The sequence below is a fragment of the Nocardioides sp. WG-D5 genome (genome assembly GCF_054031175.1).
Window position 1 is genome coordinate 401,276 of record NZ_CM132928.1, and the last position, 25,690, is coordinate 426,965.

Consider the following 25,690-nt stretch of genomic DNA (forward strand, 5'->3'; position numbering starts at 1 on the left):
TAGCTCCGTTTCACAGGTTCGTGTGGGTGTTCAGGTGGAGAATCGTCAATCGTTCTGGTCGACAAACATAGACCCCGAATCCCAGGACTGCTGCGCTGGTCCTCATCGTGGCGCGTGGCGTGTCGTCAGTTCGTACGTTGTTCATCCAGGCGTAAGGCGATCTGGTCCCAGATGACCTCTGCCAGGGCGGATTTCGCCCCTTCCTGCACGTCGACGTGGCCTCCGTCGGCATCCAGGATGACCGCCTTGTTGACCTCGCTGCCGAAGACCGCGCCACCGCTGACGTCGTTGACGACGAGCAGGTCGCACCCCTTCCGCTTCAGCTTGGCGGCGGCCAGCTCGAGCACCGAGCCGGTCGCGTCCCCGGTCTCGGCCGCGAAGCCCACCACGACCTGACCGGGCTTGGTCCGGTTGTGGGAGATCTCGGCCAGGATGTCGGGGTTCTGCATCAGCTCGATCGTCGGCGCCGAGCCGTCGGAAGCCTTCTTGATCTTGGCCTCGCTCACCCCGGTCGGGCGGAAGTCGGCCGGTGCGGCCGCCATGACGATCGCGTCCGCACCCTCGGCCGCGGAGACGACGGCGTCGCGCAGCTCGGCGGTGGTGCCGACACGTACGACCTTCAGGCCGGCCGGGTCGGGCAGGGTGACGTTGGCCGCGACCAGCGTCACCTCGGCCCCGCGGGCGGCCGCCGCGCGGGCGATGGCGTAGCCCTGCAGACCCGAGGAACGGTTGCCGAGGTAGCGGACCGGGTCCAGGAACTCCCGGGTGCCGCCGGCCGAGACGACGACGTGACGGCCGGTCAGGTCGGCCCGCGCCCCGTGGGTGAGCACCGCGCGGCACAGCTCGAAGATCTCGCTCGGCTCGGGCAGGCGCCCCTTGCCGGTGTCCTTGCCGGTCAGCCGGCCCTCGGCGGGCTCGATGACGATGTTGCCGCGCTCGCGCAGCGTGGCCACGTTGGCCTGGGTGGCCGGGTGCTCCCACATCTCGGTGTGCATCGCCGGGGCGAAGACGACCGGGCAGCGCGCGGTGAGCAGTACGTTGCTGAGCAGATCGTCCGCGAGGCCGTGGGCCGCGCGGGCGAGCGTGTTGGCGGTCGCAGGCGCGATGACCACGAGGTCGGCCTGCTGCCCGATGCGTACGTGCGGGACCTCGGTGATGTTCTCGAAGACGCCGGTGGCGATCTCCTTGCCCGACAGCGCCGCCCAGGTGGGGGCGCCGACGAACTCGAGGGCGGAGGCCGTGGGGACCACGGTCACGTCGTGGCCGGACTCGGTGAACCGGCGCAGCAGCTCGGCCGCTTTGTAGGCGGCGATGCCGCCGGCGACCCCTAAGACCACTTTCGGCCGCCTCTCGTCGAGAGCGGCGGCCGGGGTGGTGCTGTGGGTGGACAGCGAAGTGCCTAGATCAGAGGTCGGCGGCAGGCGCCTCGGCAGCAGCGGCCTGAGCGGCGGCAGCCTGGGCGGCCAGCTCGGCCGGGTCGATGTCCTCGCAGGTCAGCAGGTCCTCGTTGATCTCGCGCAGCGCGATCGAGAGGGGCTTCTCCTGGACGTGGGTGTCGACCAGGGGGCCGACGTACTCGAGCAGGCCTTCGCCGAGCTGGGAGTAGTAGGCGTTGATCTGGCGAGCCCGCTGGGCGCTGTAGAGAACCAGCTTGTACTTGCTGTCGGTCTTCGTCAGCAGGTCGTCGATCGAGGGGTTGGTCACGCCCTGGGCGTCGATCTGAGGGGCAGCCACGTGAGCCTCACTTGTCGGCTTGGTCGGATTTCTTGCTCGGGAGCCCGAGCGTCATCAAGGTTACCAACTCATCGGCTGCCTGATGAACTTCGTGATTCACGATCGTGACGTCGAACTCCTTCTCCGCCGCCAGCTCGACCCGCGCGGTCTCGAGGCGGCGCTCCCGCTCGGCCTCGGTCTCGGTGCCACGGCCGACCAGGCGGCGTACGAGCTCGTCCCAGCTCGGCGGGGCGAGGAACACGAAGATCGCCTCGGGCATGGTCTCGCGCACCAGCCGGGCGCCCTGCAGGTCGATCTCGAGCATCGCCGGGCGGCCCTCGGCCAGCGCCTTGACGACGGGGCCGCGCGGGGTGCCGTAGCGGGCCATGTTGTGGACCGTGGCCCACTCCAGCAGCTCACCGCCGGCGATCATCGCGTCGAACTCCTCGTCGGAGACGAAGAGGTAGTGCACCCCGTGCACCTCGCCCTCGCGAGGCTTCCGGGTGGTCGCCGAGACGGACAAGAAGACCTCGGGGTGGTCGTCGCGGACCGCCGCGGAGACGGTCCCCTTGCCGACCGCGGTCGGGCCGGCCAGGACCACCAGTCGCTTCTCCTGGCTCGCGCCGTCGGTCGTGATCTTCTCGTCCGCCATCAGACTCATCGGCGAGCGAACTCCTCGACCAACGCGGCCACCTGCTTGGGGCCGAGGCCCTGCACACGGCGGCTCATCGCGATGCCGAGACGCTCCATCATCTGGGTTGCCCGCACCTCGCCGAGGCCGGGGTGGGAGGTCAGCAGGTCGATCACCTTCATCTTGCCGACGACCTCGTTCTTCTTCCCCTCCTCGATGACCTCGATGACGGACATGCCGCCAGTGCGGACCTTGTTCTTGACAGCAGCCCGCTCCTGGCGCGAGGCCGCGGCTTTCGCGAGCGCGGCAGCGCGCTGTTCAGGGGTGATGTCCGGAGGCAGAGCCACGAAGACTCCCTTTCACGATCAAATGTGTAGTCAACAGGGCAACCGGGTCGCGCGGTACAGGGATCGTGCCCCCCGGCTGAGCGCTGAAAGTAAGCGCTCGCGCCAATCTAGCCATTACGTTGCCGGGGCGGCAATCGGGGTCGCCTAACTGGTGTCCATCTGGTTCCCAAGATGGTTCACAGGGTCAGCGACGTGTGACAGACGTCCCGGGCGTGCTGCTGGACGCGTACGGACGCCTCCTGGGTCTTCGTGCTGCTCACCTTCGTGGCCGCGTCGGCGATCTTCTTCGCCTCGGCGTCGCCGACGCCCTCGGGCGGCTCGCCGTTCTCGAAGTCGTCGGCCGAGACGCCAGCGTCGTCCAGAGCCGTGCGGAGACCCGAGATCGCCCCGGTGAGCGTCTTCCAGTCCTTCTCGATGTCGTCGGGGGCGTTGCTCTCGAGGTCCTCGAAGACCGGCAGGGCGGCGATCAGCCCACCGGTGCCGCCCTCCCCCAGGGTCTTCGTCAGCTCCTCCTGGTGGCCTTCGAGGGATTCGCAGTAGCCCTCGATCGGGTCACCGCACGAGCTCAGGCTCGTGGCGAGGATCGGCAGGACGAGGAGCCGGGCGGCCATCCGGAGACTGGTCATCGGGCTAGTTTGTCAGGCACTGGGGTGGGCGGTAGGTCTAGGTATGCAGCGAAACCGTCTCTTCCCGTGCGGAGCTCCGCTTGGGAAGAGACGGTTCGTCTGCGTACCTGCACGAACAGGCAGCCGTCAGCCGAGCTCGTCCCGCAGTCGCAGCGCCTCGTCGCGCAGCGCGGCGACGTCCGGGCCCTTGCGCAGCAGCCCACGGCTGGTGCTGGCGACCACGTGGGCGTTGGCGGGACCGAAGATCCGGGCGAGGTCGCCCGGGGTGCCGCCCTGCTCACCGAAGCCCGGCGCCAGGATGGGGCCGTTGAACCCGAAGTCGTACGCCACGCCGGCACCGTCCGCGCCGTCGATCGTCGCGCCGACGACCGCACCGAAGGAGCCCAGCGGCGTCTCGTCCTCGTTGAGCCGGCGCAGGTGGTCGAGCATGACCCGGCCGACGCTGCGGCCGTCCTCCACCGTCGCGTGCTGCACCTCGGGGCCCTCCTTGTTGGAGGTCAGCGCGAGCACGAACAGCCCGGCGTCGAACTTCGTGGCCGTCTCGACGAACGGCGTCAGCGACCCGAAGCCCAGGTAGGGGCTCACCGTCACCGCGTCGGAGCCCAGCGGGCTGGCGGGGTCGAGGTAGGCGTCGGCGTACGCCTGGCTGGTGGAGCCGATGTCGCCGCGCTTGATGTCGAGGAGCACCAGCGCGCCGGCGGCCTTCGACTCGGCGATGACCCGCTCCAGGATCGCGATGCCGCGCGAGCCGAAGCGCTCGTAGAACGCACTCTGCGGCTTGACGACGGGGACGTGGGGCGCCAGGCCCTCGACCGCGGTCAGCGCGAACCTCTCCAGGCCGGCCAGGTCGTCGTTCAGCCCCCAGTCGAGGAGCAGCGAGGCGTGCGGATCGATCCCGGCACAGAGCCGCCCGCGCTCGGCGAGAGCGGCGGTGTAGCGAGCACCGAACGTCATCGAGCCACCCCGTTCGCGATCCGGCGGGCGTAGAGCGGGCCCTCGTAGATGAACCCGGTGTAGCCCTGGAGCAGGTCGGCACCGGCCGCGAGGCGCTCGCGGGCGTCCTCGACGGTGGCGATGCCACCCACGCCGACGAGCGTCATCTCGGGGCTGACCCGGCTGCGGAGCAGTCGCAGGACGTCGAGCGCACGCGACTTGAGCGGGGCGCCGGAGAGGCCGCCGGCCCCGGCCGCGGTGATCTCGGTGGGCGCCGAGACCAGGTGCTCGCGGCCGATGGTGGTGTTGGTCGCGATGATCCCGTCCAGGCCGATCGCCATGGCCAGATCGGCGACCTCGACCACGTCGGAGTCGGCCAGGTCGGGGGCGATCTTGACCAGCAGCGGGACCCGGTGCTTGGTGACCTGGTCGGCGATCGAGCGGACGTGCTCCAGCAGGGGCTGCAGCTTCTCGACCGACTGCAGGCTGCGCAGGCCGGGCGTGTTGGGCGAGGAGACGTTGACGACCAGGTAGTCGGCGTAGGGGGCCAGGAGCCGCGCCGACTTGGCGTAGTCGGCCTCGACCGCGGCCTGATCGTCCTCGGGGACGAGCTTGGTCTTGCCGATGTTGATGCCGAGGATCGGCCCACCGGTGGCCGTGCCGCGCCGCTCCAGGCGGCCGGCCAGCCGGGCGGCGACCGCCTCGGCACCCTCGTTGTTGAAGCCCATCCGGTTGATCACCGCGCGGTCGGCGGGCAGCCGGAAGAGCCGCGGGGCCGGGTTGCCCGGCTGACCCTCACCGGTGACCGTGCCGATCTCGACGTGGCCGAAGCCGAGCCCGCCCAGCGCGTCGATCCCGACGGCGTTCTTGTCGAAGCCTGCGGCCAGCCCGATCACGTTCGGGAAGGTGAGCCCCATGGCGTGGACCGGGGTCCCCGGCGTACGCGTCCGGGACAGCGCCGGCCCGGCGGCCCGGATCGCGGCGAACGCCTGCTGGTGGGCCCGCTCCGGATCGGTCTTCGTCAGGACCTTGTCGAACAGCGTCCGATAGGCCCTCACTTGGCCGACACCCCACCGTCGTGGTGGCCGACGACGTCGCGCCACTCCTGCAGGCTGCGTACGTCGATCTCACCGCGCCGCAGCGCCTCGATGCCCTGCACGGCGGCGCCGAGGCCCTGGACCGTGGTGATGCAGGCGATGTTGGCCATCACCGCGGCGGTGCGGATCTCGTAGCCGTCCATGCGGGCGGACTTGGCGTTGGAGGTGCCGTTGGGGGTGTTGATGACCAGGTCGACCTCGCCACCGAGGATCCGCTGCACCGTGGTCTTCTCACCGTCGGGACCGACACCCTCGGAGTGCTTGCGCATCTGCCGGGTGGCGACGCCGTTGCGGCGCAGGACCTCGGCGGTGCCCTCGGTCGCGAAGATCTCGAAGCCGTGGTCGGCGAGCACCTTGATCGGGAAGATCATGGTGCGCTTGTCGCGGTTGGCCATCGAGACGAAGATCCGTCCGGACGTCGGCAGCGGGCCGAACGCGCCGGCCTGGCTCTTGGCGAAGGCGCGGCCGAAGTCGGAGTCGAGGCCCATGACCTCGCCGGTCGACTTCATCTCCGGGCCGAGGACGGTGTCGACCTGCTGGCCCTCCGGCGTGCGGAACCGGTTGAACGGCATGACCGCTTCCTTGACCGCGATCGGCTGGTTGGGCGGCAGCGCTCCCCCGTCGCCGGTCGTCGGCAGCACCCCGGCCGTACGCAGCTCCGCGATCGACTCACCGAGCATCACCCGCGCCGCGGCCTTGGCCAGCGGGGTCGCGGTGGCCTTGGAGACGAACGGGACCGTGCGGGAGGCACGCGGGTTGGCCTCGATGACGTAGAGCACGTCGGAGCCGAGGGCGTACTGGATGTTGAGCAGGCCGCGTACGCCCACGCCTTCGGCGATCGCCAGGGTGGCGGTGCGGATCCGCTCGACCTCGGCGGCGCCGAGGGTGATCGGCGGCAGCGCGCAGGAGGAGTCACCGGAGTGGATCCCGGCCTCCTCGATGTGCTCCATGACGCCGCCCAGGAACAGCTCGGTGCCGTCGTAGAGGGCGTCGACGTCGATCTCGACCGCGTCGTCGACGAACTTGTCGACCATCACCGGCTTGTCCGGGGTGACTTCGGTCGCGGCCTCGATGTAGGAGCGCAGCGCCTCGTCGTCGTAGACGATCTGCATGCCGCGGCCACCGAGGACGTAGGAGGGGCGCACCAGGACCGGGTAGCCGATCTCGGCGGCGATCTCGCGGGCCTCGTTGAAGGTGGTGGCCATACCGTGCTTCGGCGCGACCAGGCCGGCCTTGTGGAGCACCCGGCCGAAGGCGCCGCGCTCCTCGGCGAGGTGGATCGCCTCGGGGCTGGTGCCCACGATCGGCACGCCGTTGTCCTTGAGCGCCTGCGCGAGACCCAGCGGGGTCTGGCCACCGAGCTGGCAGATGACGCCGACCACCGGTCCGGCCTGCTGCTCGGCGTGGACGATCTCGAGCACGTCCTCCAGGGTGAGCGGCTCGAAGTAGAGCCGGTCGGAGGTGTCGTAGTCGGTGGAGACCGTCTCCGGGTTGCAGTTGACCATCACGGTCTCGTAGCCGGCCTCGCTCAGCGCGAGGGAGGCGTGCACGCAGGAGTAGTCGAACTCGATCCCCTGCCCGATCCGGTTGGGCCCGGAGCCGAGGATGATCACCGCCTCCTTCTCCCGCGGCGCGACCTCGGTCTCCTCGTCGTAGGAGGAGTAGTGGTAGGGCGTACGCGCCTCGAACTCGGCCGCGCAGGTGTCGACCGTCTTGTAGACCGGGCGGATTCCCAGGGCATGGCGTACGCCGCGGACGACGTCCGCGGTCATGCCGCGCATCTTGCCGAGCTGGTAGTCGGAGAAGCCGTGGCGCTTGGCGTAGCGGAGCACGTCGGCGGTCAGCTCGGGCGCCGCGATGATGTCCTGGGCGATCTCGTTGATCAAGAAGAGCTGGTCGATGAACCAGGGGTCGATCTTGGTGCTCTCGAAGATCTCCTCCGGCGTGGCACCGGAGCGGATCGCGTCCATGACCCGCTTGAGCCGGCCGTCGGTGGGGACCTTGATCTCCTCCAGCAGCGCGGGCTTGTCGAGCTCGACGACCTCTTGGGTCCAGTCGAAGACCGCCTCGGGCTTCTCCAGGCTTCGCAGCGCCTTCTGGAGGGCCTCGGTGAAGTTGCGGCCGATCGCCATCGCCTCGCCCACGCTCTTCATGTGGGTGGTCAGGGTCGTGTCGGCGCCCGGGAACTTCTCGAAGGCGAAGCGCGGGACCTTGACGACGACGTAGTCGAGGGTCGGCTCGAACGACGCGGCGGTCGAGCCGTTCGGCCCGGCGGTGATGTCGTTCTCGATCTCGTCGAGGGTGTAGCCGATCGCGACCTTCGCGGCGATCTTGGCGATCGGGTAGCCGGTCGCCTTGGAGGCCAGCGCCGAGGAGCGTGAGACGCGGGGGTTCATCTCGATGACGATGATCCGGCCGTCGGCCGGGTTGACGGCGTACTGGATGTTGCAGCCGCCGGTGTCCACGCCGACGGCGCGGATGATGCCGATCGCCAGGTCGCGCAGCTTCTGGTACTCGCGGTCGGTCAGCGTCAACGCCGGGGCGACGGTGATCGAGTCACCGGTGTGCACGCCCATCGGGTCGAGGTTCTCGATCGAGCAGACGATGACCGAGTTGTCCTTGCGGTCGCGCATGACCTCGAGCTCGTACTCCTTCCAGCCGAGGATGGACTCCTCCAGGAGCACCTCGGTGGTGGGGCTGGCCGCGAGGCCGGCGCCGCCCAGACGCCGCAGCTCGGTCTCGTTGTACGCGAAGCCCGAGCCCGAGCCACCCATGGTGAAGCTCGGCCGGATGACCACGGGGTAGCCGAGCTCCTCGGCGCCGGCGAGCAGGTCGTCGATGCTGTGGCAGATGACCGACTTGGCGCTCTCGCCGCCGAGCTCGGCGACGATCTTCTTGAACTCCTCGCGGTTCTCACCGCGCTGGATGGCGTCGATGCTCGCGCCGATCAGCTCGACGTCGTACTTCTCCAGGATCCCGCGCTCGTCGAGCGCCACCGCGCAGTTGAGCGCGGTCTGGCCGCCGAGGGTGGCCAGCAGCGCGTCGGGGCGCTCCTTGGCGATGACCTTCTCGACGAACTCCGGGGTGATCGGCTCGACGTAGGTCGCGTCGGCGAACTCCGGGTCGGTCATGATCGTGGCCGGGTTGGAGTTGACCAGGACGACCCGGATCCCCTCCTCGCGCAGCACGCGACAGGCCTGGGTGCCGGAGTAGTCGAACTCGCAGGCCTGGCCGATGACGATCGGGCCGGAGCCGATCACGAGCACGGACTTGATGTCTTCGCGCTTGGGCATCGCTCAGACCTCCTTCGCCATGAGAGAGATGAACCGGTCGAAGAGGTAGGCGGCATCGTGCGGGCCGGCCGCTGCCTCCGGGTGGTACTGGACGGAGAAGCCCTTGAGCTTCCCGGTCTCGGCGTCCTTGAGCTCGAGGCCCTCGACGCAGTCGTCGTTGAGGTTGACGTGGGAGACGGTCGCGATGCCGTAGTCGGTCGTCGTCTCCTCCCCGATCGGGGCGTCCACGGCGAAGCCGTGGTTGTGGGCCGTCACCTCGACCTTGCGGGTGGTGAGGTCCATGACCGGCTGGTTGATCCCGCGGTGACCGTACTTGAGCTTGTACGTCCCGAAGCCCAGCGCGCGGCCGAAGAGCTGGTTGCCGAAGCAGATGCCGAAGTAGGGGATGTCCTCGGCCAGCGCCGCCTTGAGCAGCTCCACCTGGCCGGTGGTCGCGGCCGGGTCACCCGGGCCGTTGGAGTAGAAGAGCCCGTCCGGCTTCGTCGCGAGGACGTCCTCGAGGGTCGCGGTCGCGGGAAGCACGTGCACCTCGATGCCGCGCTCGGCCATCCGCTCGGGGGTCATCTCCTTGATGCCCAGGTCGAGGGCGGCGACGGTGAACCGCTTCTCGCCCTGCGCGGGGACGACGTACGCCTCCTGGGTGCTGACCGCGTCGGAGAGGTTCGCACCGCTCATCTCGGCGGAGGCGAGCACCTTCTTCAGCAGGGCCTCGGGGTCGGTCTCGATCGTGGAGATCCCGACGCGCATCGCGCCGCGCTCACGCAGGTGACGGGTGAGGGCGCGGGTGTCGATCCCGCTGATGCCGACCACGGACTGGTCGCGGAGCTCGTCGTCGAGGGTGCGCTGCGCGCGCCAGTTGGAGGAGACCCGGGCAGGGTCGCGGACGACGTAGCCGGCGACCCAGATCCTGCGCGACTCGGGGTCCTCGTCGTTCACGCCGGTGTTGCCGACGTGGGGCGCGGTCATCACGACCACCTGCTGGTGGTAGCTCGGGTCGGTCAGCGTCTCCTGATAGCCCGTCATGCCGGTGGAGAAGACCGCCTCGCCGAAGGTCTCACCCTCGGCGCCGAACGACTCCCCCCGGAACGATCGACCATCCTCGAGTACGAGGAGTGCTTCTTTGTGGGCATGCAGCGGCACGCCGTACCTCCTTCTCCGCCTCACGGGACGGTGCTTAAAGGATGTCGGTCAACTTGCTGGTGACAGTATCAAGCAGATGCCGGTTGACGGCAGTTGGCGTCCGCCGCGTACGCCAGCATGTGACGTACGCGGCAGTCGCACCGGGTCGAGCGGGCTCAGCTGTGCGAGTGGGGCGGGACGACCGCGCCCTCGGACGGCTGCACGATCACGAAGCCGGCACCGTGGAAGGCGACCTGGAACGCCTCGCCGCTGCCGCGGCCGATGAGCGCGCCGGCGGTGAACGACTTCTGCAGGCTGGTCTGGAGGCCGAGCGACCAGCCGACGACCGCGTTGGTGTCGGCGAAGGTCGGCGCCTCGGCGGCGTTGAGCACCACCGGGTCGCCCTCGGTGGTGACCGCGACCCATCCGGTGCCGCGCAGGGTCGTGTTGAAGAGGCCGCCGGTGAGCATGCCGGCGCCCTGGACCCGCTCGATGTTCCACTGCAGGCTGTTGGAGAAGGCGAGCACGTGGTCGCCGTTGATCGAGATGCCCGAGTTGTTCAGCTGGAGGATGTGGACCTCCTTGGCGGCGTCAGCCAGGAAGACGTCACCCTGACCCTCGACACCCATCAGGCTGAGGCCCTCACCGGTCACGGCCTTCTTGAGGAACTTCCCGACGCCGCCGCCCTGGTACTTGAACTGCACGTTGCCCTGGTAGGCCACCATCGAGCCCTGGCGCGCCTGGAACGGCTCGCCCACGCGTACGCGCAGAAGCTTCTTGTTCTGCAGCACCGCGCCGTTGCCCTCGATCTCGGAGAAGCGACCGTCGATCAGGTCACCGGAGATCCCCGCGAACGCGTCGCCCGCGGGCTGAGCCTGGGCAGGCTGCTGCCCGTACTGGGCCTGCTGCGCCTGCGCGTGGTCGCCGTACGCCGCCTGCGCGGCCTGCGCCGAGCCGACCTGCGTCGGAGCCTCCTGCTCCACGGTGGCCTGGGGCGGCGTCAGGGGCGCCGTCGACTGCTGCCCGCCCGTGGAGACGTGCTCGGTCCACTGGCTCCCGTCGTAGTAGCGAAGCTCGGCCTGTCCGGTCGGGTCCGGGTACCACGCTGCGTCCGTCATCTCTAACCCTTGCGTTCACGGACCCACATCGGTCCTTCTCGACTCCATCCTGGCATGTGCCTGATGCGCGACTCACCGGTGTTCCACACGCTCGCCCTAATCTGTGACCGTGGTGACCCGGTTCGGCGCGGCGGACGTCCATTACCCGCTATCCGATGGGGGCGTGCCGCACTCGTGGTTAGCGGCGAGGCTGCGTTCGGCTCGATCGGTCTCTCGTTCAGCCGTCGGCAAACTCGCCGCTGCGCCGCGCGAAGCAATTATCCAACGGTCGTTGGACAATTCTGGTCGGCGGCCAACAGAGAAAGGTCGCTAGGACGCGAAGGCCCCGAGGGTCTTCAGCTTGTCGAGCATCCGACCCATGTGCGGGTCGAAGGAGCTCGGGTCGGCAGCGCGGATCTCGGCGGTCGTCCACCAACGCACACTGACGTACTCCCGCTCGTCCGGCACCAACGGAACTTGGTGGTCGTGGGCGAGCACGAACCAGAGGCTGACATCGGTGTGCACGTCCGGGCGGTCGGGTCGGGTGTTGGTGATGGTGACCAGGAGCGGACTCGGTCCGAGGTCCGGGTGGAACCGTGCCTTGACGCCGAGCTCCTCGACGCACTCGCGGCGTACGGTCTCGGCGGGGTTCTCACCGGGCTCGACGTGGCCGCCGGAGGGCAGCCAGAGGCCGGACTTACGGTGGTCGCCCAGCAGCATGTGACCGCTGACGGGGTCGACGAGCAGGAAGTAGGAGACCAGGTGCTTGGCGGGCTCGGTAGGGGCGGTGCTCCGCCGGAAGACGTCGTCGGTCGCGCACAACCACGCCGACGCGTCGGCGATGTGGCCGCTCTCCACGGCGTCCATCGGCTCGATCGAGTCCACCATGATCGCGATGTCGGTCAACAGTCGGTCCTCCGGGCTCATGGTCGAGCACCCTAGAGGCGACCACCGACACCACGACTCCACCCGGAACCAGTTGAGTGCGACACGATGTGACGGTTGTCGCAGGTCATTGCGTTGCATGGCGCGCGCCGCTAGCGTTTCGATGTTTCATCACGATTACGTGCGGGGGTACGCAATGACCGAGACGTCGATCAGCATCGACGAGGAGCTGTTGGCCGAGGCGAGGAAGATCGCCGGCACGACGACCAACCAGGCTGCGATCGACCACGCGCTGCGTGACCTGGTCGAGCGCGAGGCCGCCTCCGCGGAGTTCGACCGCATCGTCGAGCGCGAGCTCGGCGACACGAAGGTCACGCTGGAGTTCTGATCTCACCGAGCGCGTCCAGCGGGATCGGCCAGAAGTCGTGGTCGGTCGCGAGATGGACGACATCGAGCGGCACCTCGGCGACGACGCACGCGCCATAGAGCTCGGCGGCGTTCTTCCGGTCCGAGCGGTTCGGTGGGCCACCGCCCGGCCGGCACAGCAGAAGCTCGACCCGGTCGAAGCCGTGCGCTTCGACCAGGTCGCGCAGCATGGTGGCGAGGTTGGCCGCACCGTCGTCGGCGATCTCCACCGGCAGCCCTTCGATCTGGCACAGCTGGGGGAACGGGACCCCGTCGGGATCGACCAACATGAACCACAGCCGTGGTTCCGGCCAGCCGAGCGGGTTGATCAGATGTCGCCAGGCGGCCTCGACGTCGGCCTGGGTGCGGAGGACTGGGGCGTACGGGGTCTTGTCGGTCATGGGTGTAGGCCACCACGGCCTGCCGGCGAGAACAACGACGAACCGAAGCCCTGTGGATAACGCTGCTCATCCACAGGGCATCGCTCGTAAGTGGCCCGTCAGCGCCCGTTTCAGCGCCCCGTTCAGGGCACGAGGCGGTGCTCCGGACCGGCCCAGCGTCGGCGCAGCCAACGGTCGTGGGAGGCGACGACGATGGTGCCCGCGGTGACACCGATCGCTTCCTCCAGCTCGCCTGCCAGGGTGAGCGAGATGTGGTTGGTCGGCTCGTCGAGGAGCAAGAGGTCCGGACCGGTTGCGATCGCGATCGCCAGATCCAGCCGGCGACGCTGCCCGACGCTCAGCGCACCGACGGGCCGGTTGAGGTCTCGCGGGTGGACCAGGCCCAGCTCGCGCAGCGGCACCTCGGTCGCCAGGACCTCCCCCACCGACTCGCGGTAGACGTCGGCGACCTTGCGGCGCAGGTCTCCGAACTGCGGGTCCTGGGTGAGCTCCTCGACGTGCCGCGCACTGACCTGGACGTCTCCCGAGGTGGGCTTCACCCGGCCCGAGATCACCCCGAGCAGTGTGGACTTGCCGCTGCCGTTGGGCCCGGTGATCAGCAGGTGCTCCCCCGCCGTGATGTCGAGGACCGGCAGGCTGAGCCGCTCCTCGACCACCAGGTCGCGCACGACCACCATTCGCCCGCTCGCCCCCGCAGCCGACAGCGCGGCGTTGAGGCGCAACGGCAGAGGCGGCTTGCGTACCTGTGTCTCCTCGGCCTCCTCCAGCCGCCGGTTGGCGTCCTTCTTGCGGCGGGCGACGGTGCGCTCGACGTTGCTGCCCTTGAACTTGTAGATGAACTTGTCGTTGTCGGTCGGGCCTCGGTTGTGGGCGATCGCGTCGTTGCCGATCTTGGTCGCGGTACGCAGGCGCTTGAGCTCCTCCTGCTGTTCGGCGTAGGTCTGCTCCCACCGCTCGCGTGCGGCCTTCCGGGCCTCCTCGTAGGCGCTCCAGCCGCCGCCGAAGAGCCGACCGCCGGCACCGTCGGTGCCGAAGGCCGTCGGGTCGAGGTCGAAGAGCCCGGTGGCGACCTCGTCGAGGAAGACCCGGTCGTGGGAGGCCATCAGGACGACACCGGGCAGATCACGCAGGAACTCCCCCAGCACCGTGACCGCTTCGTCGTCGAGGTGGTTGGTCGGCTCGTCGAGCAGCAACGCGTCGGGCCGTCGCGTGATCGCGGTCGCGAGCGCAAGCCGAGTCCGCTGACCGCCGGAGAGCGTGCTGATCGGCCGCTCCCGGTCGAGCCCGCTGAGGCCGAGCCGCTCGGCGGCCAGGATGGCCCGCCGGTCGGCGTCCCACGCGTCGTGGGCGACGGCGAAGTCGAGGGCACGCGCGTAGGTCTCGGCGACCTCGGGGTCGTCGAGCCGGTCGGCGAGCGTCTCGACCGTCGCGACGGCCTCACGCAGCGGACGCAGGGTGGTGGCGAGCACGTCCTCGATGCTCGCCTCGTCGCGGAACGGCGGCTCCTGGGGCAGCCAGACGAGGTCGTCGGGCGCCTCCAGGCTGCCGGTGCGTTGGGCGCTGGCGGGAAGCCTGCGTGCGATACCGCGGAGCAGCGTGGACTTGCCGGCGCCGTTCTCTCCCACCAGCGCGATCCGCTCGCCCGGGGAGACGGTGAGGTCGATCCCGGCGAGAACGGTGCCGCTGCGGAAGGAGACGGAGAGGTCGCGGACGACGATGGGATTCATAGACATGAGAGCGCTGGCCTTCGGGTTCGAGGACGACCCGCCGGGCAGATGCCTCGGGCGCGGGTCGGAGGTCAGCGCGAGATCTTCATGATGGCAAAAGCGTACGCGGCGGACGCATGCGCCGTCCAACCGATTAACCGAACACGGCTAACCGCGCAGGATCTTCTCCATGGCCTTGCCCTTGGCCAGCTCGTCGACCAGCTTGTCGAGGTAGCGCACCTGACGCATGACCGGGTCCTCGATGTCCTGGACCCGCACCCCGCAGACCACGCCGGTGATCAGGTCCGAGGCCGGGTTGAGGTCGGCGGCGGCGAAGAACTCCTCGAAGCTGGTCTCCGCCTCGATGTGCTTGGCGATCGCCGCGTCGTCGAAGCCGGTCAGCCAGGTGATCACCTGGTGCAGCTCAGCCTTGGTGCGGCCCTTCTTCTCGACCTTCGTCACGTAGTGCGGGTAGACGGAGCCGAAGGGCATCTTGTAGACGCGCTCGAGGTTATCCACGCTCGCGAGCCTAACCCGGCCTCGCCGGTGTCACGACAGACCGGCCAGCCGGTAGGCCACCAGGCTTCCGGCCACCGCGACGTTCAGGCTCGCACCCCACCCGACCATCGGGATCTCGACGCACTCCTCGACCTCCGCGAGTACGTCATCCGGCACTCCCTGGTGCTCATGGCCGAGCAACAGCACCGTCGGCTCCCGTGCCGGCGCCAGCCGGGTCAACGGGGTCGCGCCGTCGGCAAGCTCGACGGCGACGATCCGCTTGCCGGCCTCCCGCTGCGCCGCGATCCACCCCTCCTTGCTGGGCGTCACCCAGTGGATGCACGGACGTCTGCCACGCAGCGTGTCACCGATCTGGAGCGCATCGAGATAGTGCTTGGTGCGCGGCACCGCCAGGCACGCCCCAATCGCGTCACACGTGCGCAGCAGGGTGCCGAGGTTGGCTTCGTACGCCACCCACAGCGGCGCGACGACGAGGTGGTCCCAGCAGGAGTGGCGGCCGGATCGCCGCTTAGCCCGGATTTCGCAGGGCTTGGACTTGGCGCCGCTCATCGGCGCACGGTGGAGGCTCCCGACATGATCATGATCAAAGGCGCCTTTCAGCGGCGGCGCCGGGCCATCGACGTACGGGTTCTGCCGACGCAGGATAGCCGCAGGCGCTCGGTCGGCGCACCCGTGATTCGGCTCAGGCGGGTCGTTCGGCGACGAGCTGGTACATCCCGGCGATACGTACGAACGGCTCCTGGTCGCACAGTTGGCGCTCGAGCTCGAGGAGACGGTCGAAGTGGGCGGGGTCGTGCTTGGCCGCGTCGTCGGTGAGGAGGTCGTTGGCGATCCTGGTGCCGAAGCGGCCGGTGAGCCGCAGGCCCGCGGCGGCGACCTCGGCCTCGAGGTCGCCCATCGACACCTTGCGTACGTCATGGTCGAAGGTGACGGCACGCTTGGTGTCCGCGCGCAGCTCGGTGAGCGCGGCCTCGGGACCGCCCGTGACCAGCTGGCGCAGAACCATGCTCGCCGGGTTGGGGACCATCAGCGAGAGCCGACCGCCGGGGCGGACGGCGGCCGCGAGGCGGCGTACGTCTCCGGCGTCAGCGGGCCGATAGTGCAGCACGAAATGACACAGCACCAGGTCCCACTCGCCCTCGGGCAGGTCGTCGAGGCCACCGACGAGCGTGGTCAGCGAGACACCCGCCTCGGCCGCCCGCCGCTTCGCCTCGGCCAGCCAGGCCTCGGACGGATCGAGGATCGTGACGTCGTGCCCGGCCAACGCCAGCGGCAGCGCGTCCATCCCGTCACCGCCGCCGACATCGAGGATCCGGAGTCCCTCCCCCAGCTCGGCGCACTGGCGGCGCAGGACCTCCTCGACCACCGTGTAGCGGATGCGGCCCCACGGGGTCGCGGTGTAGGCGCGCCACTGGGCGAGCCTCTCGGAGAAGACGTCGGTCACGGCGGTGGAGCCTAACCGGCGTAGGTCTGCTTCCCTCGCAGGTAGGTGGCGACGACACGACCGGTGAGCTTGCGGTCGTGCCAGGGGTTGTTGCGGGAGAGCGAGAGCGAGCGGTCGCGGTCGACGACGTAGGTCGCGGCCGGGTCGACCAGGGCCAGGTTGGCCGGTTCGCCGACGGCGACCGGGCGGCCGTGGCCCTCGAGGCCGGCGATCCGGGCCGGGGTCGTGGACATGACCCGGGCGACGCCGGCCCAGTCGAGCAGCCCCGAGGAGACCATGACGGTCGAGACGACCGAGAGCGCCTCCTCGAGCCCGAGCATCCCGAAGGCGGCGTCGACGAAGGCGTGCTCCTTGTCCTGGCGCGCGTGCGGAGCGTGGTCGGTGGCGACGGCGTCGATGGTGCCGTCGGCCAGCGCGGCGCGCAGCGCCTCGACGTCCTCGGCGGGGCGCAGCGGCGGGTTGACCTTGAAGGTGGGGTCGTAGCCGGCGAGCAGGTCGGTGGTCAGCAGCAGGTGGTGCGGGGTGACCTCGGCGGTGACCGCCCAGCTGCCGTCCTTCTCCGCCTGGGCCTTCGCCCAGCGCAGCACCTCGACGGTGCCGGCGGTGGAGGCGTGGGCGACGTGGACGCGCGAGCCGGTGTGGCGGGCGAGCATCACGTCGCGGGCGACGATGACCTCCTCGGCGACGCCCGGCCAGCCGGGCAGACCGAGCCGTCCGGAGAGCTCGCCCTCGTGGCAGCAGGCCGAGCCGTAGGGGGCCAGCGACGGGTCCTGGGAGTGCTGGGAGATCACGCCGCCGAACGCCTTGACGTACTCCAGCGCCCGCCGCATCACCCGCGGGTCCGAGACGCAGCGACCGTCGTCGGAGAAGACCGTGACACCGGCGCGCGACCGGTTCATCAACGCAAGCTCGGCGAGCTCCTCGCCGGCCAGCCCCTTGGTCACCGCGCCCACCGGGAACACGTCGGCCAGACCGGCCTCGCGGCCGAGCTCCCACACCGAGACCGCGGCCTCGGCGGTGTCGGTGACCGGCGAGGTGTTGGCCATCGCGAGCACGGCGGTGTAGCCGCCCGCAGCAGCCGCGGCGGCACCGGAGGCGACCGTCTCGGCGTCCTCGCGGCCCGGCTGGCGCAGGTGGGTGTGCAGGTCGACCAAGCCCGGGAGGAGGACCAGGCCGGAGGCGTCGACGACCTCGTCCGCGTTGGCGGAGACCGTGCCGATCTCCCGGATCACTCCCCCGTCGACGTACACATCGGTCGGCTCGGCCCCGAGGACGGAGGCACCCTTGATCAACAGGCTCATGCGGACTCCTCGCCGGCAAGCAGGTGGTAGAGGACGGACATCCGGATCGCGACCCCGGCCGAGACCTGGTCGAGGATCCGGGAGGAGGCGGCGTCGGCGGCCTCGGGAGAGATCTCCAGGCCACGGTTCATCGGGCCGGGGTGCAGGATCGGCACGCCTTCGCGCAGCAGCGCGAGCCGCTGACGGGTGAGCCCGTAGCCCACGGTGTATTCGCGCGAGGTCGGGAAGTAGCCGCCGCTCATCCGCTCCCGCTGGACGCGCAGCATCATCACCGCGTCGACCTCGGGCAGCACGTCGTCCAGCGTGTAGGACGTGGCGAAGCCGTCGGCCTTGGCCCACTCGGCGACACCCGAGGGCATCAGCGTGGGCGGCGCGACCGCGACGACCGAGGCGCCGAGCTTGGTCAGCGACTTCACGTTGGACCGGAACACCCGCGAGTGGGTCAGGTCGCCGACGATCGCGATCCGCTTGCCCTCCAGCGAGCCCGGGCCGCCGAGCTGGCGCTGCAGCGTGTAGCCGTCGAGCAGGGCCTGGGTCGGGTGCTCGTGCATGCCGTCGCCGGCGTTGATCACGGGGATGTCGAGCCAGCCGGCGACCTGGTGGGCCGCGCCGGAGGCCGAGTGACGCATCACCAGGCCGTCGACGCCCATCGCGGTCACCGTCAGCACGGTGTCACGCAGCGACTCGCCCTTCGAGGCCGACGAGCCCTTCGCCGACAGGTTGATGACGTCGGCCGAGAGCCACTTCCCGGCGATCTCGAAGGAGGACCGGGTGCGGGTCGAGTCCTCGAAGAAGAGGTTGATCACGGTGCGTCCGCGCAGCGCCGGGAGCTTCTTGACCTCGCGCTTCTGGACGTCGTGCATCTCGGCGGCGGTCGCGAAGAGCTGCTGGATCTCCTCGGCGCTCACGTCGTCGATGGACAGCAGATGGCGCGTCATGCGGGCACCCCTTCCAGCTCCACGATGCGTACCTCGTCGATGCCGTCGGTCTCCTCCAGCCGCAGCCCGACCCGCTCGGAGCGTGCCGTCGGGAGGTTCTTGCCGACGTGGTCGGCACGGATCGGCAGCTGCCGATGGCCGCGGTCGACGAGCACGGCCAGGCGTACGACGGCGGGGCGGCCGTAGTCGGCCAGCGCGTCGAGCGCGGCCCGGACGGTGCGGCCCGAGAAGAGCACGTCGTCGACCAGCACCACGGTCTTTCCGTCGATGCCGCCGGGCGGGATCTCGGTGTGGTGCGGCGCCCGGGTCGGGTGGGTGCGCAGGTCGTCGCGGTACATCGTCACGTCGAGCGCGCCGTGAGCCACCGGATGGCCCTCGGCAGCCTCGATCCGCGTGGCGATCCGCTTGGCCAGCGGCACCCCGCGGGTGTGCAGACCCAGCAGCACCAGGTCCTCGGCGTCACGGTTGCGCTCCAGGATCTCGTGGGAGATCCGGGTCAGCGCCCGGGAGATGTCACGGGAGTCGAGCACGACGCGACCATCGGTCGCGGGCACGGGGACGGCATCAGACAAGGTTGTGGTCTCCTTCTCCGCCTCACGGGACGACTCGTTAAAGGATCGGGCCAACCTTATCCTCACTCCAGGTCGATGAGCACTTTCCCGATCGCGCCGGCCTCGACCGCGTCGTGGGCAGCTGCCGTCTCCTCGAGCCGGTAGTGGTGCAGGGGTACGCCGTGCTCCGGGCCCACACGCAGCGCCCCCGCCGCCACGGCGGCGGTGACGTCCTCGGCCGCGGCCTGGAGCTGCGCGTCCTCGATGCCGTAGAGCTGGATGAACTGGTAGCGCAGGTTGAGCGAGAAGGTGGCCCTCACGGGCAGGGTGAGCTCGTCACCACCGTTGTTGGCGTAGATGGCGATGGTGCCGCGCTTGGCGACGACCGCGCGGTCGAGGTCGTTGTTGTCGGCCGGTGCGACCTCGACGATCTGGTCGACGCCGTCGGGCGCGATCTCGCGGATCTCCGCGGCCGGGTCGCCCTCGCGGTAGTTGACGATGTGATGGGCGCCCGCGGCCTTCGCCAGCGCCGCCTTCTCCGGGGAGCTGACCGTGGTGATCACCGTCGCCCCTGCCCACACGGCCAGCTGGATGGCGGCGTTGCCGACCGCTCCGGCGCCACCGTGGACCAGGATGGTGAGACCGTCGAACGAACCCGGGGCCACCCGCTCCACCGCTCCACAGGTGAGCGCCCGGTGGGCGGTCATCGCCGGGACCCCGAGCGAGGCGCCGAGGTCGTAGGAGGCTCCGGCGGGGAGCTCGACGGCCTTGTGGGCCGGGACGGTGACGTACTCCGCCGCGGTCCCCCAGGCCTGGCCGTGCTGGACCATGTAGAGCCAGACCTGCTGACCGACAATGTGAGTGCCGACCCCCTCGCCGATCTCCTCGATCACGCCGGCGCCGTCCTGGCCCGGGGTGGCCTCCGGAGTCGTGAGCGTCGCGCTCACGCCGGCGCGTACCTTCCAGTCGGTGGGATTGACGCCCGCTCGCACCAGCCTGACCAGGACCTCACCGGGGCCGGGCTTCGGCACCGGCCGCTCGGTCAGACGCATGGCGGAGGAGGGACCGTTCTCGGAGTAGACGACAGCGCGCATGACTCCGACGTTAGCGGCCGCCGGCTAGAGCGCGTGCGCCATCCCGGCACAGGCCTTGAGCCAGGACATCTTGGTGTCCTCCGAGAGCTGGGAGTACTGCACCGTGGACCCCGCCACGAGCACCGGGTCGAACGGGACCCGGTAGACCCCGCGGGTGCGCTGCTGGTAGACCTCGGTGAGGTCGCGGGCCAGGTTGTTGTCGACCTTCGGGGACGGGTCGGAGAGCACGGTGATCGTCTTCAGTTTGAGGTCGGCGTAGCCGGACTCCTGGAGCGCGTCGAGCATCCACAGACCGCTGTAGCCGGTGTCCTCGCGGACCGTCGAGGTCACCACCAGCAGGTCGGCGGTGTCGGCGGCGGCCAGCCAGTTCTCGGCCCGCATGTTGTTGCCGGTGTCGACCAGGATGACCTTGTAGAACCGCTCCAGCAGCTGGTGCACCTGCGCGAAGTCGTCGGCGTGGATCTGGCCGGTCACATCGGGGCGCTCGTCGGAGGCGAGCACGTCGAAGTGGGCGTCGCCCTGGGAGCGTACGAAGGCACCGAGGTCGCCGATGCGGGACTGGTAGACGTTGTTGAACGCGGCCAGGTTGTCGAGCAGCTCACGGGTGGTGTTGCGGTGGGTGCTCCGCATGCCGCGGATGCCGAGGGTGCCCCGGGTCTCGTTGTTGTCCCAGGCCACGATCCCGCCGCCGCGTACGGTGCCGAAGGTGTAGCCCGCGGCGAGCACGCCGGTGGTCTTGGCGGCACCGCCCTTGGGGTTGATGAAGACGATGGTGCGCGGACCGTCGAAGTCGCGCTGGATCATCGCCCGGTCCTGCTCGTAGGCGACCTCGGCAGGCCCCATCTTCGGACTGATCAGCCCGCCGGACATCTTGCGGATCGCGCCTCGCCAGCCCCAGGTCGCGGGGCCGAACCCGGCCGTCTCGGCGCGCCGATCGAGGAAGTCGGTCGCACTGGGGACCTCCAGCCCGTGGCCGCCGGGCGGTGGCGGCGTCACCGCCACCGCCGGCGGGGGCGGAGCGGGTGTCGTGGTGACCTGTGGGTTGGTGATGCGAGTCGCCTCCTGACTCGGGTCGGGACGGGGCTGTACGGGGGGCGTCGGCGGCCGGCCCGCCGAGTTCGGCGGAGGCGGCGTCACCCAGTGCGAGGGTGTTCCGGCCGGCCGGGTGCGCGAGTCCGGCTCGTCGTAGGGGTTGTTCTCCTGCGTCATGCGCTCTCCGAATACGGGTGCTGGTTTACGGCCTCCATCAGCCTTGGGTCCAAACATACGGTCCCGACCGAAGCAATCGTCGATAACCGGAAAACACACGCTTCGCGCCGCACCCCGAAATGACGCTACGCCTGCCCGGAACGCTCCAGGGCAGGCGTACGTCGTGTGCTGATCAGGCCTTGGCGAGATCCTTCGCGACCGCGGCGAGCACTCCGTTGACGAACGACGGCGAGTCGTCGGTCGACAGCTCGGTCACCAGGGCGGTCGCCTCGCTGATCGCGACCTCGGAGGCCACGTCGCCGTCGAGGAGCTCCCAGACGCCGATGCGGAGGACGTTGCGGTCGACAGCGGGCATCCGGGCAAGCGTCCAGTCCTTGGCGAACGCGCCGATCAGGGCGTCGATCCGCTCGGCCTCGGCGACCACGCCACGGACGATCTTGACCGTGAACGGGTTGTTGGGCACCTCGCCCTCCCTGATCTGCTGGTCGAGCAGATCACCGGCGGAGAGGCCGCGGGCCTCGGCGGCGAAGAGCAGGTCGAGAGCGCGCTTGCGGGCCTTGGTGCGGGCGGTGGCGACGTGAGCCACAGGTCAGCCCTTGACGCGGGAGAGGTAGGAACCGCCCTCGCGGGTGTCGACCTTGATCTTCTCGCCCTGCTCGATGAAGAGCGGCACCTGGATCTCGGCGCCGGTCTCGAGGGTGGCGGGCTTGGTGCGGCCGGTGGCCGAGTCACCCATCACGCCGGGCTCGGTGTAGGAGATCACGAGCTCGACCGACGGCGGCAGCTCGACGAAGAGCACGCGGCCCTCGTTGGTGGCCAGGATGACCTCCTGGTTCTCCAGGAGGAAGCCGGCACCGTCACCGACGATCTCCGGGCCGACCTCGACCTGGTCGAAGTCCGCGACGTCCATGAAGACGAAGTTGGAGCCGTCGTTGTAGAGGTACTGGAACGTGCGGCGGTCGACCGTGGCGGTCTCGACCTTGGTGCCGGCGTTGAAGGTCTTGTCGACGTTCTTGCCCGACTCGACGTTCTTCAGCTTGGTGCGGACGAAGGCCGGACCCTTGCCGGGCTTCACGTGCTGGAACTCGACCACCTGCCAGAGCTGGCCCTCGATCTTCAGCACCATGCCGTTCTTGAGGTCGTTCGTCGTCGCCATAACCGTCCGTCAGCCTTCGTCTCTTCGACCTGCACCGATGCAGGCTTTCGTTGTCAATGTCCTGGGGCCCGAAGGGCCTCGGAGAATCCTATCCGCGAGTCCGCACACGGCCGAATCAAGCAACGACCGCGGTCTTCCAGACCAGATCCACGAGCGACAGTACGCCGACGGCCAGCGCCACCGCGCGCAGCACCCACAGCGTGGCGCTGCCCACCGTCCCCGTCGAGGGTGGGACCGGCCAGGCGGCCAGGATCCGCCGCTCGGCGACCACCGTCAGGGCGGCTCCATAGGCCGCGGGGACGGCCACGAACGCCAGCACCGAGACCAGGGCCGGCTGGAGCAGGCTGAAGTCGACGCCGTCGGTGTGGACGATGATGTTGCCCACCCCCACCCCGGAGGCGAGGGTGACGCTGAGGACGCGGAACCACCACGGCCCGAACAGCAGCCAGCGGACGAGCAGGTAGAGCACCGCCCCGACGAGCCCGAGGACCATGCCCACGCCGACGAGGTTCAGCGAGCCGCTCAGGGTGAAGCGCCCCATCTCGAACCCGTCGTCGCTGGTCACGCCGTCGGCCGCGGGGCTGAGCCGGATCAGCAGGTACATCACGACCCGTCCGCCGACTCCGCCGATCAGGGCGCCGAGGATCCCGCCGGCGAGCAGCACGGCGAGGACTCGCGCGGGACCGTCGAGGAACTGACGCATGACCTCACGGTGGCTCCGGGACGCACCCGCACAGCGATCCCGCTGCGCCGATCGCCAATATGGGTCAGGTCAGGCTTGGCCGAGCTTCCCGGCGATGACCTCGAGCGCCTCGCGGTAGCCGTCGATGCCCTTGCCCGCCACGACCGCGGTCGCATGGGGGGTGACGACGCTGGTGTGCCGGAAGACCTCGGGCCGCTCCAGAGGCTCGGAGATGTGCACCTCGATCAGGGGCGCGGTCAGCTGCGCGCAGGCGTCGTAGATGGCGTAGGAGTAATGGGTCCAGGCGGCGGCGTTGAGCACGACCGGGATGTCCTTGTCAGCGGCGGCGTTGAGCCAGTCGACCATGGCGCCCTCATGGTTGGTCTGACGTACGTCCACGGCGAAGCCGAGCGCGTGGCCCCAGTCGACGCACATCGCGGCGAGCTCGTCATGGGTGGTGTGCCCGTAGATCTCGGGCTGGCGCTTCCCGAGACGTCCGAGGTTGGGGCCGTTGAGGACGAGGACCGGCTGCAGCTTCTTGCTCACCCGGCCATCCTGTCACGGGCTTCGCGTGGTCCCGGGCTCGTCTCGGCGACAGGTGACGGCGATCCCAATCTAAGCGCTCACTTATATTGTGCGACACTGGATCCGACACCAGGAGACTCCGACGCGAGACTCCGACACGAGGAGGGCCGATGAACGAGCTCCGCACCAGCACCCAGGCACGCGGCGACCGCAGCCGCGCCCGTCTGCTCGACGCGGCGGTCCAGGCCTTCTCCGCGAAGGGGTTCCACGGCACCAGCACCCGCGACATCGCTACCGCAGCCGGCCTGAGCCCGGCAGCGGTCTATGTCCACCACCGCTCCAAGGAGGAGCTCCTGCACGCGATCGCGGTGCGTGGCCACGAGGTCATCCTCGAGGCGGTCACCGACGCGACCCGTGCAGACGCCACACCCGCCGAGCGGGTCGCCGCCGCCGTACGCACCTATGTCCTCTTCCACGCCCGCTCCCACACGATGGCCCGGGTCATCAACTACGAGCTCGCGGCGCTGACCGAGGAGCACTTCAAGGAGATCGCCGGGCTGCGCCGCGCCATCGACACCGTCATGCGCGAAGTCGTCGAGGAAGGCGTACGCAGCGGCGACTTCGACACCCCCGACCCGGCCAAGGCCGCCACCGCCCTGCTCTCGCTCGGCATCGACCTGGCCCGCTGGTACCGCGACGACGGCTCCTGGACGCCCGAGGCCCTCGCCGACTTCTACGCCGATCTGGCGCTGCGCGCCGTCGGCGCCCGCCCCTGAACGTCCGTTTCGACCCCGAGAAGAATGCACCCCGAGGAGTAAGCACCGTATGCGCCGCACCATCTACACCGAGGACCACCAGTCCTTCCGCGAGACCATCCGCTCGTTCATCGAGAAGGAGGTCACCCCCGTCTACGACGAGTGGTACGCGGCCGGGATCGTCCCCCACGACTTCTACCTCAAGCTCGGCGAGCTCGGCGTGTGGGGCATCCAGGTGCCCGAGGAGTACGGCGGCGCCGGGATCGAGTCGTTCAAGTACTCCGCCGTCATCACCGAGGAGCTCGCCCGTGCCGGTGTCTCCTTCGGTGGCTCGAGCACCCACGTCGGCCTCTGCCTGCCCTACCTGCTCAAGCTCGGCACGAAGGAGCAGATGGAGCGCTGGATGCCCGGCTTCGTCTCCGGCGAGGAGATGTGGGCGATCGCGATGACCGAGCCGGGCACCGGCTCGGACCTGGCCGGGATGACCACCAACGCCAAGCTCACCGAGGACGGCAAGCACTACGTCCTCAACGGCGCCAAGACCTTCATCACCGGCGGCGTCAACGCCGACCGGGTGATCGTCTGCGCCCGCACCGCGCCGGCCACCCCCGAGGACCGCCGCGGCGGGATCACGCTCCTCGCCGTCGACACCAAGCTGCCCGGCTACGAGGTCGGCCGCAAGCTCGACAAGCTCGGCCTCAAGGTCTCCGACACCGCCGAGCTCTCCTTCACCGATGTGCAGGTCCCGGTCGAGGACGTCCTCGGCGAGGTCGGCAAGGGCTTCTCCTACCTCGGCCAGAACCTCCCGGTCGAGCGTCTCGGCATCGCCGTCGGCGCGTACGCCCAGGCCGCTGCCGCCGTCGAGTTCGCCAAGGCGTACGTCCACGACCGCAAGGTCTTCGGCACCGCCGTCGCCTCCTTCCAGAACACCAAGTTCGAGCTGGCCGCGTGCAAGGCCGAGGTCGACGCCGCCGAGGCCGTGGTCGACCGCGCCATCGAGGCCGAGGATGCCGGCACGCTGACGGCCGCCGAGGCCGCCTCGGCCAAGCTGTTCTGCACCGAGGTCGCCCACCGCGTCATCGACCGCTGCCTCCAGCTCCACGGCGGCTACGGCTACATGAACGAGTACCCCATCGCCCGGCTCTACGCCGACAACCGCGTCAACCGCATCTACGGCGGCACCTCCGAGGTCATGAAGCTCATCATCGCCAAGGACATGGGTCTGTGAGACCCGACCTGGGAGTCCTGGGGTCCACCTGGTGA

General features: G+C 69.6%; 28 protein-coding genes. 3 read left to right on the top strand and 25 right to left on the bottom strand.

Features of this window, described 5'->3' with window-relative positions; genetic code table 11:
* Positions 1-125: 125 nt before the first annotated feature.
* The 11 genes from coaBC to ACWZJV_RS02055 form a co-directional block, all read right to left on the bottom strand.
* The gene (gene coaBC, locus ACWZJV_RS02005) at positions 126-1,337 is read right to left on the bottom strand and encodes a bifunctional phosphopantothenoylcysteine decarboxylase/phosphopantothenate--cysteine ligase CoaBC (RefSeq protein WP_457180055.1); all 1,212 of its coding nucleotides are present in this window, start codon (positions 1,335-1,337) and stop codon (positions 126-128) included.
* A gap of 67 nt (positions 1,338-1,404) precedes the next feature.
* Positions 1,405-1,734, bottom strand: coding sequence for a DNA-directed RNA polymerase subunit omega (rpoZ, locus tag ACWZJV_RS02010; protein ID WP_008356749.1), 330 nt, complete (start codon positions 1,732-1,734; stop codon positions 1,405-1,407).
* A 7-nt stretch (positions 1,735-1,741) separates the two neighbouring features.
* On the bottom strand, positions 1,742-2,374 hold the full coding sequence (gene gmk, locus ACWZJV_RS02015) for a guanylate kinase (protein WP_008356750.1): 633 nt from the start codon (positions 2,372-2,374) through the stop codon (positions 1,742-1,744).
* Positions 2,371-2,691, bottom strand: coding sequence for an integration host factor, actinobacterial type (gene mihF / locus ACWZJV_RS02020; protein ID WP_008356752.1), 321 nt, complete (start codon positions 2,689-2,691; stop codon positions 2,371-2,373). Before mihF ends, gmk begins: the two co-directional genes overlap by 4 nt.
* 176 nt (positions 2,692-2,867) lie before the next feature.
* Positions 2,868-3,317 (bottom strand): hypothetical protein, encoded by a 450-nt coding sequence (locus ACWZJV_RS02025; protein WP_008356755.1) that lies wholly within the window; start codon positions 3,315-3,317, stop codon positions 2,868-2,870.
* Between the two features lie 126 nt (positions 3,318-3,443).
* Positions 3,444-4,271, bottom strand: coding sequence for an orotidine-5'-phosphate decarboxylase (gene pyrF / locus ACWZJV_RS02030; RefSeq protein WP_457180056.1), 828 nt, complete (start codon positions 4,269-4,271; stop codon positions 3,444-3,446).
* On the bottom strand, positions 4,268-5,308 hold the full coding sequence (locus ACWZJV_RS02035) for a quinone-dependent dihydroorotate dehydrogenase (protein WP_457180057.1): 1,041 nt from the start codon (positions 5,306-5,308) through the stop codon (positions 4,268-4,270). The genes pyrF and ACWZJV_RS02035 overlap by 4 nt, the downstream gene beginning before the upstream one ends.
* Complete coding sequence (gene carB / locus ACWZJV_RS02040) at positions 5,305-8,640, bottom strand: carbamoyl-phosphate synthase large subunit (RefSeq protein ID WP_457180058.1); 3,336 nt, start codon at positions 8,638-8,640, stop codon at positions 5,305-5,307. Before carB ends, ACWZJV_RS02035 begins: the two co-directional genes overlap by 4 nt.
* Before the next feature lie 3 nt (positions 8,641-8,643).
* On the bottom strand, positions 8,644-9,780 hold the full coding sequence (carA, locus tag ACWZJV_RS02045; protein ID WP_457180059.1) for a glutamine-hydrolyzing carbamoyl-phosphate synthase small subunit: 1,137 nt from the start codon (positions 9,778-9,780) through the stop codon (positions 8,644-8,646).
* Positions 9,781-9,935: 155 nt separating this feature from the next.
* Positions 9,936-10,877, bottom strand: a complete 942-nt coding sequence (locus tag ACWZJV_RS02050; protein WP_008356766.1) for an AIM24 family protein — start codon at positions 10,875-10,877, stop codon at positions 9,936-9,938.
* A gap of 309 nt (positions 10,878-11,186) precedes the next feature.
* Positions 11,187-11,783 (bottom strand): NUDIX hydrolase, encoded by a 597-nt coding sequence (locus ACWZJV_RS02055; RefSeq protein ID WP_457180060.1) that lies wholly within the window; start codon positions 11,781-11,783, stop codon positions 11,187-11,189.
* 154 nt (positions 11,784-11,937) lie between these two features.
* Between ACWZJV_RS02055 and ACWZJV_RS02060 the strand changes: the two genes are divergently transcribed.
* Complete coding sequence (locus tag ACWZJV_RS02060) at positions 11,938-12,129, top strand: type II toxin-antitoxin system VapB family antitoxin (protein ID WP_457180061.1); 192 nt, start codon at positions 11,938-11,940, stop codon at positions 12,127-12,129.
* On the opposite strand, the gene ACWZJV_RS02065 is transcribed toward ACWZJV_RS02060, so the two are convergent.
* The 14 genes from ACWZJV_RS02065 to ACWZJV_RS02130 form a co-directional block, all read right to left on the bottom strand.
* Positions 12,113-12,547, bottom strand: a complete 435-nt coding sequence (locus tag ACWZJV_RS02065) for a hypothetical protein (protein ID WP_457180062.1) — start codon at positions 12,545-12,547, stop codon at positions 12,113-12,115. The two genes, ACWZJV_RS02060 and ACWZJV_RS02065, sit on opposite strands and share 17 nt — an antisense overlap.
* A gap of 122 nt (positions 12,548-12,669) precedes the next feature.
* A complete protein-coding gene (locus tag ACWZJV_RS02070) occupies positions 12,670-14,280 on the bottom strand; it encodes an ABC-F family ATP-binding cassette domain-containing protein (RefSeq protein ID WP_457180063.1) in 1,611 nt (536 codons plus the stop codon).
* A gap of 141 nt (positions 14,281-14,421) precedes the next feature.
* Positions 14,422-14,772: a DUF2200 domain-containing protein gene (locus ACWZJV_RS02075; protein WP_457180064.1), complete on the bottom strand. Its 351-nt coding sequence runs from the start codon at positions 14,770-14,772 to the stop codon at positions 14,422-14,424.
* Between the two features lie 30 nt (positions 14,773-14,802).
* Positions 14,803-15,321 carry a TrmH family RNA methyltransferase gene (locus ACWZJV_RS02080; RefSeq protein WP_457180065.1) on the bottom strand — a complete coding sequence of 173 codons (519 nt, stop codon included), beginning with the start codon at positions 15,319-15,321 and terminating at the stop codon, positions 14,803-14,805.
* 133 nt (positions 15,322-15,454) lie between these two features.
* Positions 15,455-16,216: a methyltransferase domain-containing protein gene (locus tag ACWZJV_RS02085; protein ID WP_457180066.1), complete on the bottom strand. Its 762-nt coding sequence runs from the start codon at positions 16,214-16,216 to the stop codon at positions 15,455-15,457.
* An 11-nt stretch (positions 16,217-16,227) separates the two neighbouring features.
* Positions 16,228-17,517 (bottom strand): dihydroorotase, encoded by a 1,290-nt coding sequence (locus tag ACWZJV_RS02090; RefSeq protein WP_457180067.1) that lies wholly within the window; start codon positions 17,515-17,517, stop codon positions 16,228-16,230.
* On the bottom strand, positions 17,514-18,455 hold the full coding sequence (locus ACWZJV_RS02095; protein WP_457180068.1) for an aspartate carbamoyltransferase catalytic subunit: 942 nt from the start codon (positions 18,453-18,455) through the stop codon (positions 17,514-17,516). Before ACWZJV_RS02095 ends, ACWZJV_RS02090 begins: the two co-directional genes overlap by 4 nt.
* Complete coding sequence (pyrR, locus tag ACWZJV_RS02100; RefSeq protein ID WP_008356786.1) at positions 18,452-19,027, bottom strand: bifunctional pyr operon transcriptional regulator/uracil phosphoribosyltransferase PyrR; 576 nt, start codon at positions 19,025-19,027, stop codon at positions 18,452-18,454. The genes ACWZJV_RS02095 and pyrR overlap by 4 nt, the downstream gene beginning before the upstream one ends.
* A 62-nt stretch (positions 19,028-19,089) precedes the next feature.
* Positions 19,090-20,100, bottom strand: a complete 1,011-nt coding sequence (locus ACWZJV_RS02105) for an NADPH:quinone reductase (RefSeq protein WP_457180069.1) — start codon at positions 20,098-20,100, stop codon at positions 19,090-19,092.
* Between the two features lie 24 nt (positions 20,101-20,124).
* Complete coding sequence (locus ACWZJV_RS02110; protein WP_457180070.1) at positions 20,125-21,309, bottom strand: MinD/ParA family ATP-binding protein; 1,185 nt, start codon at positions 21,307-21,309, stop codon at positions 20,125-20,127.
* Positions 21,310-21,481: 172 nt separating this feature from the next.
* Positions 21,482-21,895: a transcription antitermination factor NusB gene (nusB, locus tag ACWZJV_RS02115; RefSeq protein WP_196873895.1), complete on the bottom strand. Its 414-nt coding sequence runs from the start codon at positions 21,893-21,895 to the stop codon at positions 21,482-21,484.
* A gap of 3 nt (positions 21,896-21,898) precedes the next feature.
* A complete protein-coding gene (gene efp / locus ACWZJV_RS02120) occupies positions 21,899-22,465 on the bottom strand; it encodes an elongation factor P (RefSeq protein WP_008356794.1) in 567 nt (188 codons plus the stop codon).
* Positions 22,466-22,580: 115 nt separating this feature from the next.
* Positions 22,581-23,168, bottom strand: a complete 588-nt coding sequence (locus ACWZJV_RS02125) for a hypothetical protein (protein ID WP_457180071.1) — start codon at positions 23,166-23,168, stop codon at positions 22,581-22,583.
* Between the two features lie 69 nt (positions 23,169-23,237).
* Positions 23,238-23,693 (bottom strand): type II 3-dehydroquinate dehydratase, encoded by a 456-nt coding sequence (locus ACWZJV_RS02130; protein WP_457180072.1) that lies wholly within the window; start codon positions 23,691-23,693, stop codon positions 23,238-23,240.
* 149 nt (positions 23,694-23,842) lie between these two features.
* On the opposite strand from ACWZJV_RS02130, the gene ACWZJV_RS02135 reads away from it, so the two are divergent.
* Both ACWZJV_RS02135 and ACWZJV_RS02140 read left to right on the top strand, forming a co-directional pair.
* Entirely contained in the window at positions 23,843-24,448 is a 606-nt protein-coding gene (locus ACWZJV_RS02135; protein ID WP_457180073.1) for a TetR/AcrR family transcriptional regulator, read from the top strand.
* 49 nt (positions 24,449-24,497) lie between these two features.
* Positions 24,498-25,655: an acyl-CoA dehydrogenase family protein gene (locus ACWZJV_RS02140; protein ID WP_008356802.1), complete on the top strand. Its 1,158-nt coding sequence runs from the start codon at positions 24,498-24,500 to the stop codon at positions 25,653-25,655.
* The last annotated feature ends 35 nt before the right edge of the window (positions 25,656-25,690 follow it).

Coding starts and splice junctions, on each gene's coding strand:
- ACWZJV_RS02065 (WP_457180062.1), bottom strand. CDS start 12,547: ATGACCGACAAGACCCCGTACGCCCCAGTCCTCCGCACCCAGGCCGAC.
- ACWZJV_RS02055 (WP_457180060.1), bottom strand. CDS start 11,783: ATGAGCCCGGAGGACCGACTGTTGACCGACATCGCGATCATGGTGGAC.
- carB (WP_457180058.1), bottom strand. CDS start 8,640: ATGCCCAAGCGCGAAGACATCAAGTCCGTGCTCGTGATCGGCTCCGGC.
- ACWZJV_RS02140 (WP_008356802.1), top strand. CDS start 24,498: ATGCGCCGCACCATCTACACCGAGGACCACCAGTCCTTCCGCGAGACC.
- efp (WP_008356794.1), bottom strand. CDS start 22,465: ATGGCGACGACGAACGACCTCAAGAACGGCATGGTGCTGAAGATCGAG.
- gmk (WP_008356750.1), bottom strand. CDS start 2,374: ATGAGTCTGATGGCGGACGAGAAGATCACGACCGACGGCGCGAGCCAG.
- ACWZJV_RS02050 (WP_008356766.1), bottom strand. CDS start 10,877: ATGACGGACGCAGCGTGGTACCCGGACCCGACCGGACAGGCCGAGCTT.
- ACWZJV_RS02090 (WP_457180067.1), bottom strand. CDS start 17,517: ATGAGCCTGTTGATCAAGGGTGCCTCCGTCCTCGGGGCCGAGCCGACC.
- ACWZJV_RS02095 (WP_457180068.1), bottom strand. CDS start 18,455: ATGACGCGCCATCTGCTGTCCATCGACGACGTGAGCGCCGAGGAGATC.
- ACWZJV_RS02105 (WP_457180069.1), bottom strand. CDS start 20,100: ATGCGCGCTGTCGTCTACTCCGAGAACGGTCCCTCCTCCGCCATGCGT.
- ACWZJV_RS02135 (WP_457180073.1), top strand. CDS start 23,843: ATGAACGAGCTCCGCACCAGCACCCAGGCACGCGGCGACCGCAGCCGC.
- ACWZJV_RS02025 (WP_008356755.1), bottom strand. CDS start 3,317: ATGACCAGTCTCCGGATGGCCGCCCGGCTCCTCGTCCTGCCGATCCTC.
- pyrF (WP_457180056.1), bottom strand. CDS start 4,271: ATGACGTTCGGTGCTCGCTACACCGCCGCTCTCGCCGAGCGCGGGCGG.
- ACWZJV_RS02060 (WP_457180061.1), top strand. CDS start 11,938: ATGACCGAGACGTCGATCAGCATCGACGAGGAGCTGTTGGCCGAGGCG.
- ACWZJV_RS02125 (WP_457180071.1), bottom strand. CDS start 23,168: ATGCGTCAGTTCCTCGACGGTCCCGCGCGAGTCCTCGCCGTGCTGCTC.
- ACWZJV_RS02080 (WP_457180065.1), bottom strand. CDS start 15,321: ATGAGCGGCGCCAAGTCCAAGCCCTGCGAAATCCGGGCTAAGCGGCGA.
- ACWZJV_RS02110 (WP_457180070.1), bottom strand. CDS start 21,309: ATGACGCAGGAGAACAACCCCTACGACGAGCCGGACTCGCGCACCCGG.
- ACWZJV_RS02070 (WP_457180063.1), bottom strand. CDS start 14,280: ATGTCTATGAATCCCATCGTCGTCCGCGACCTCTCCGTCTCCTTCCGC.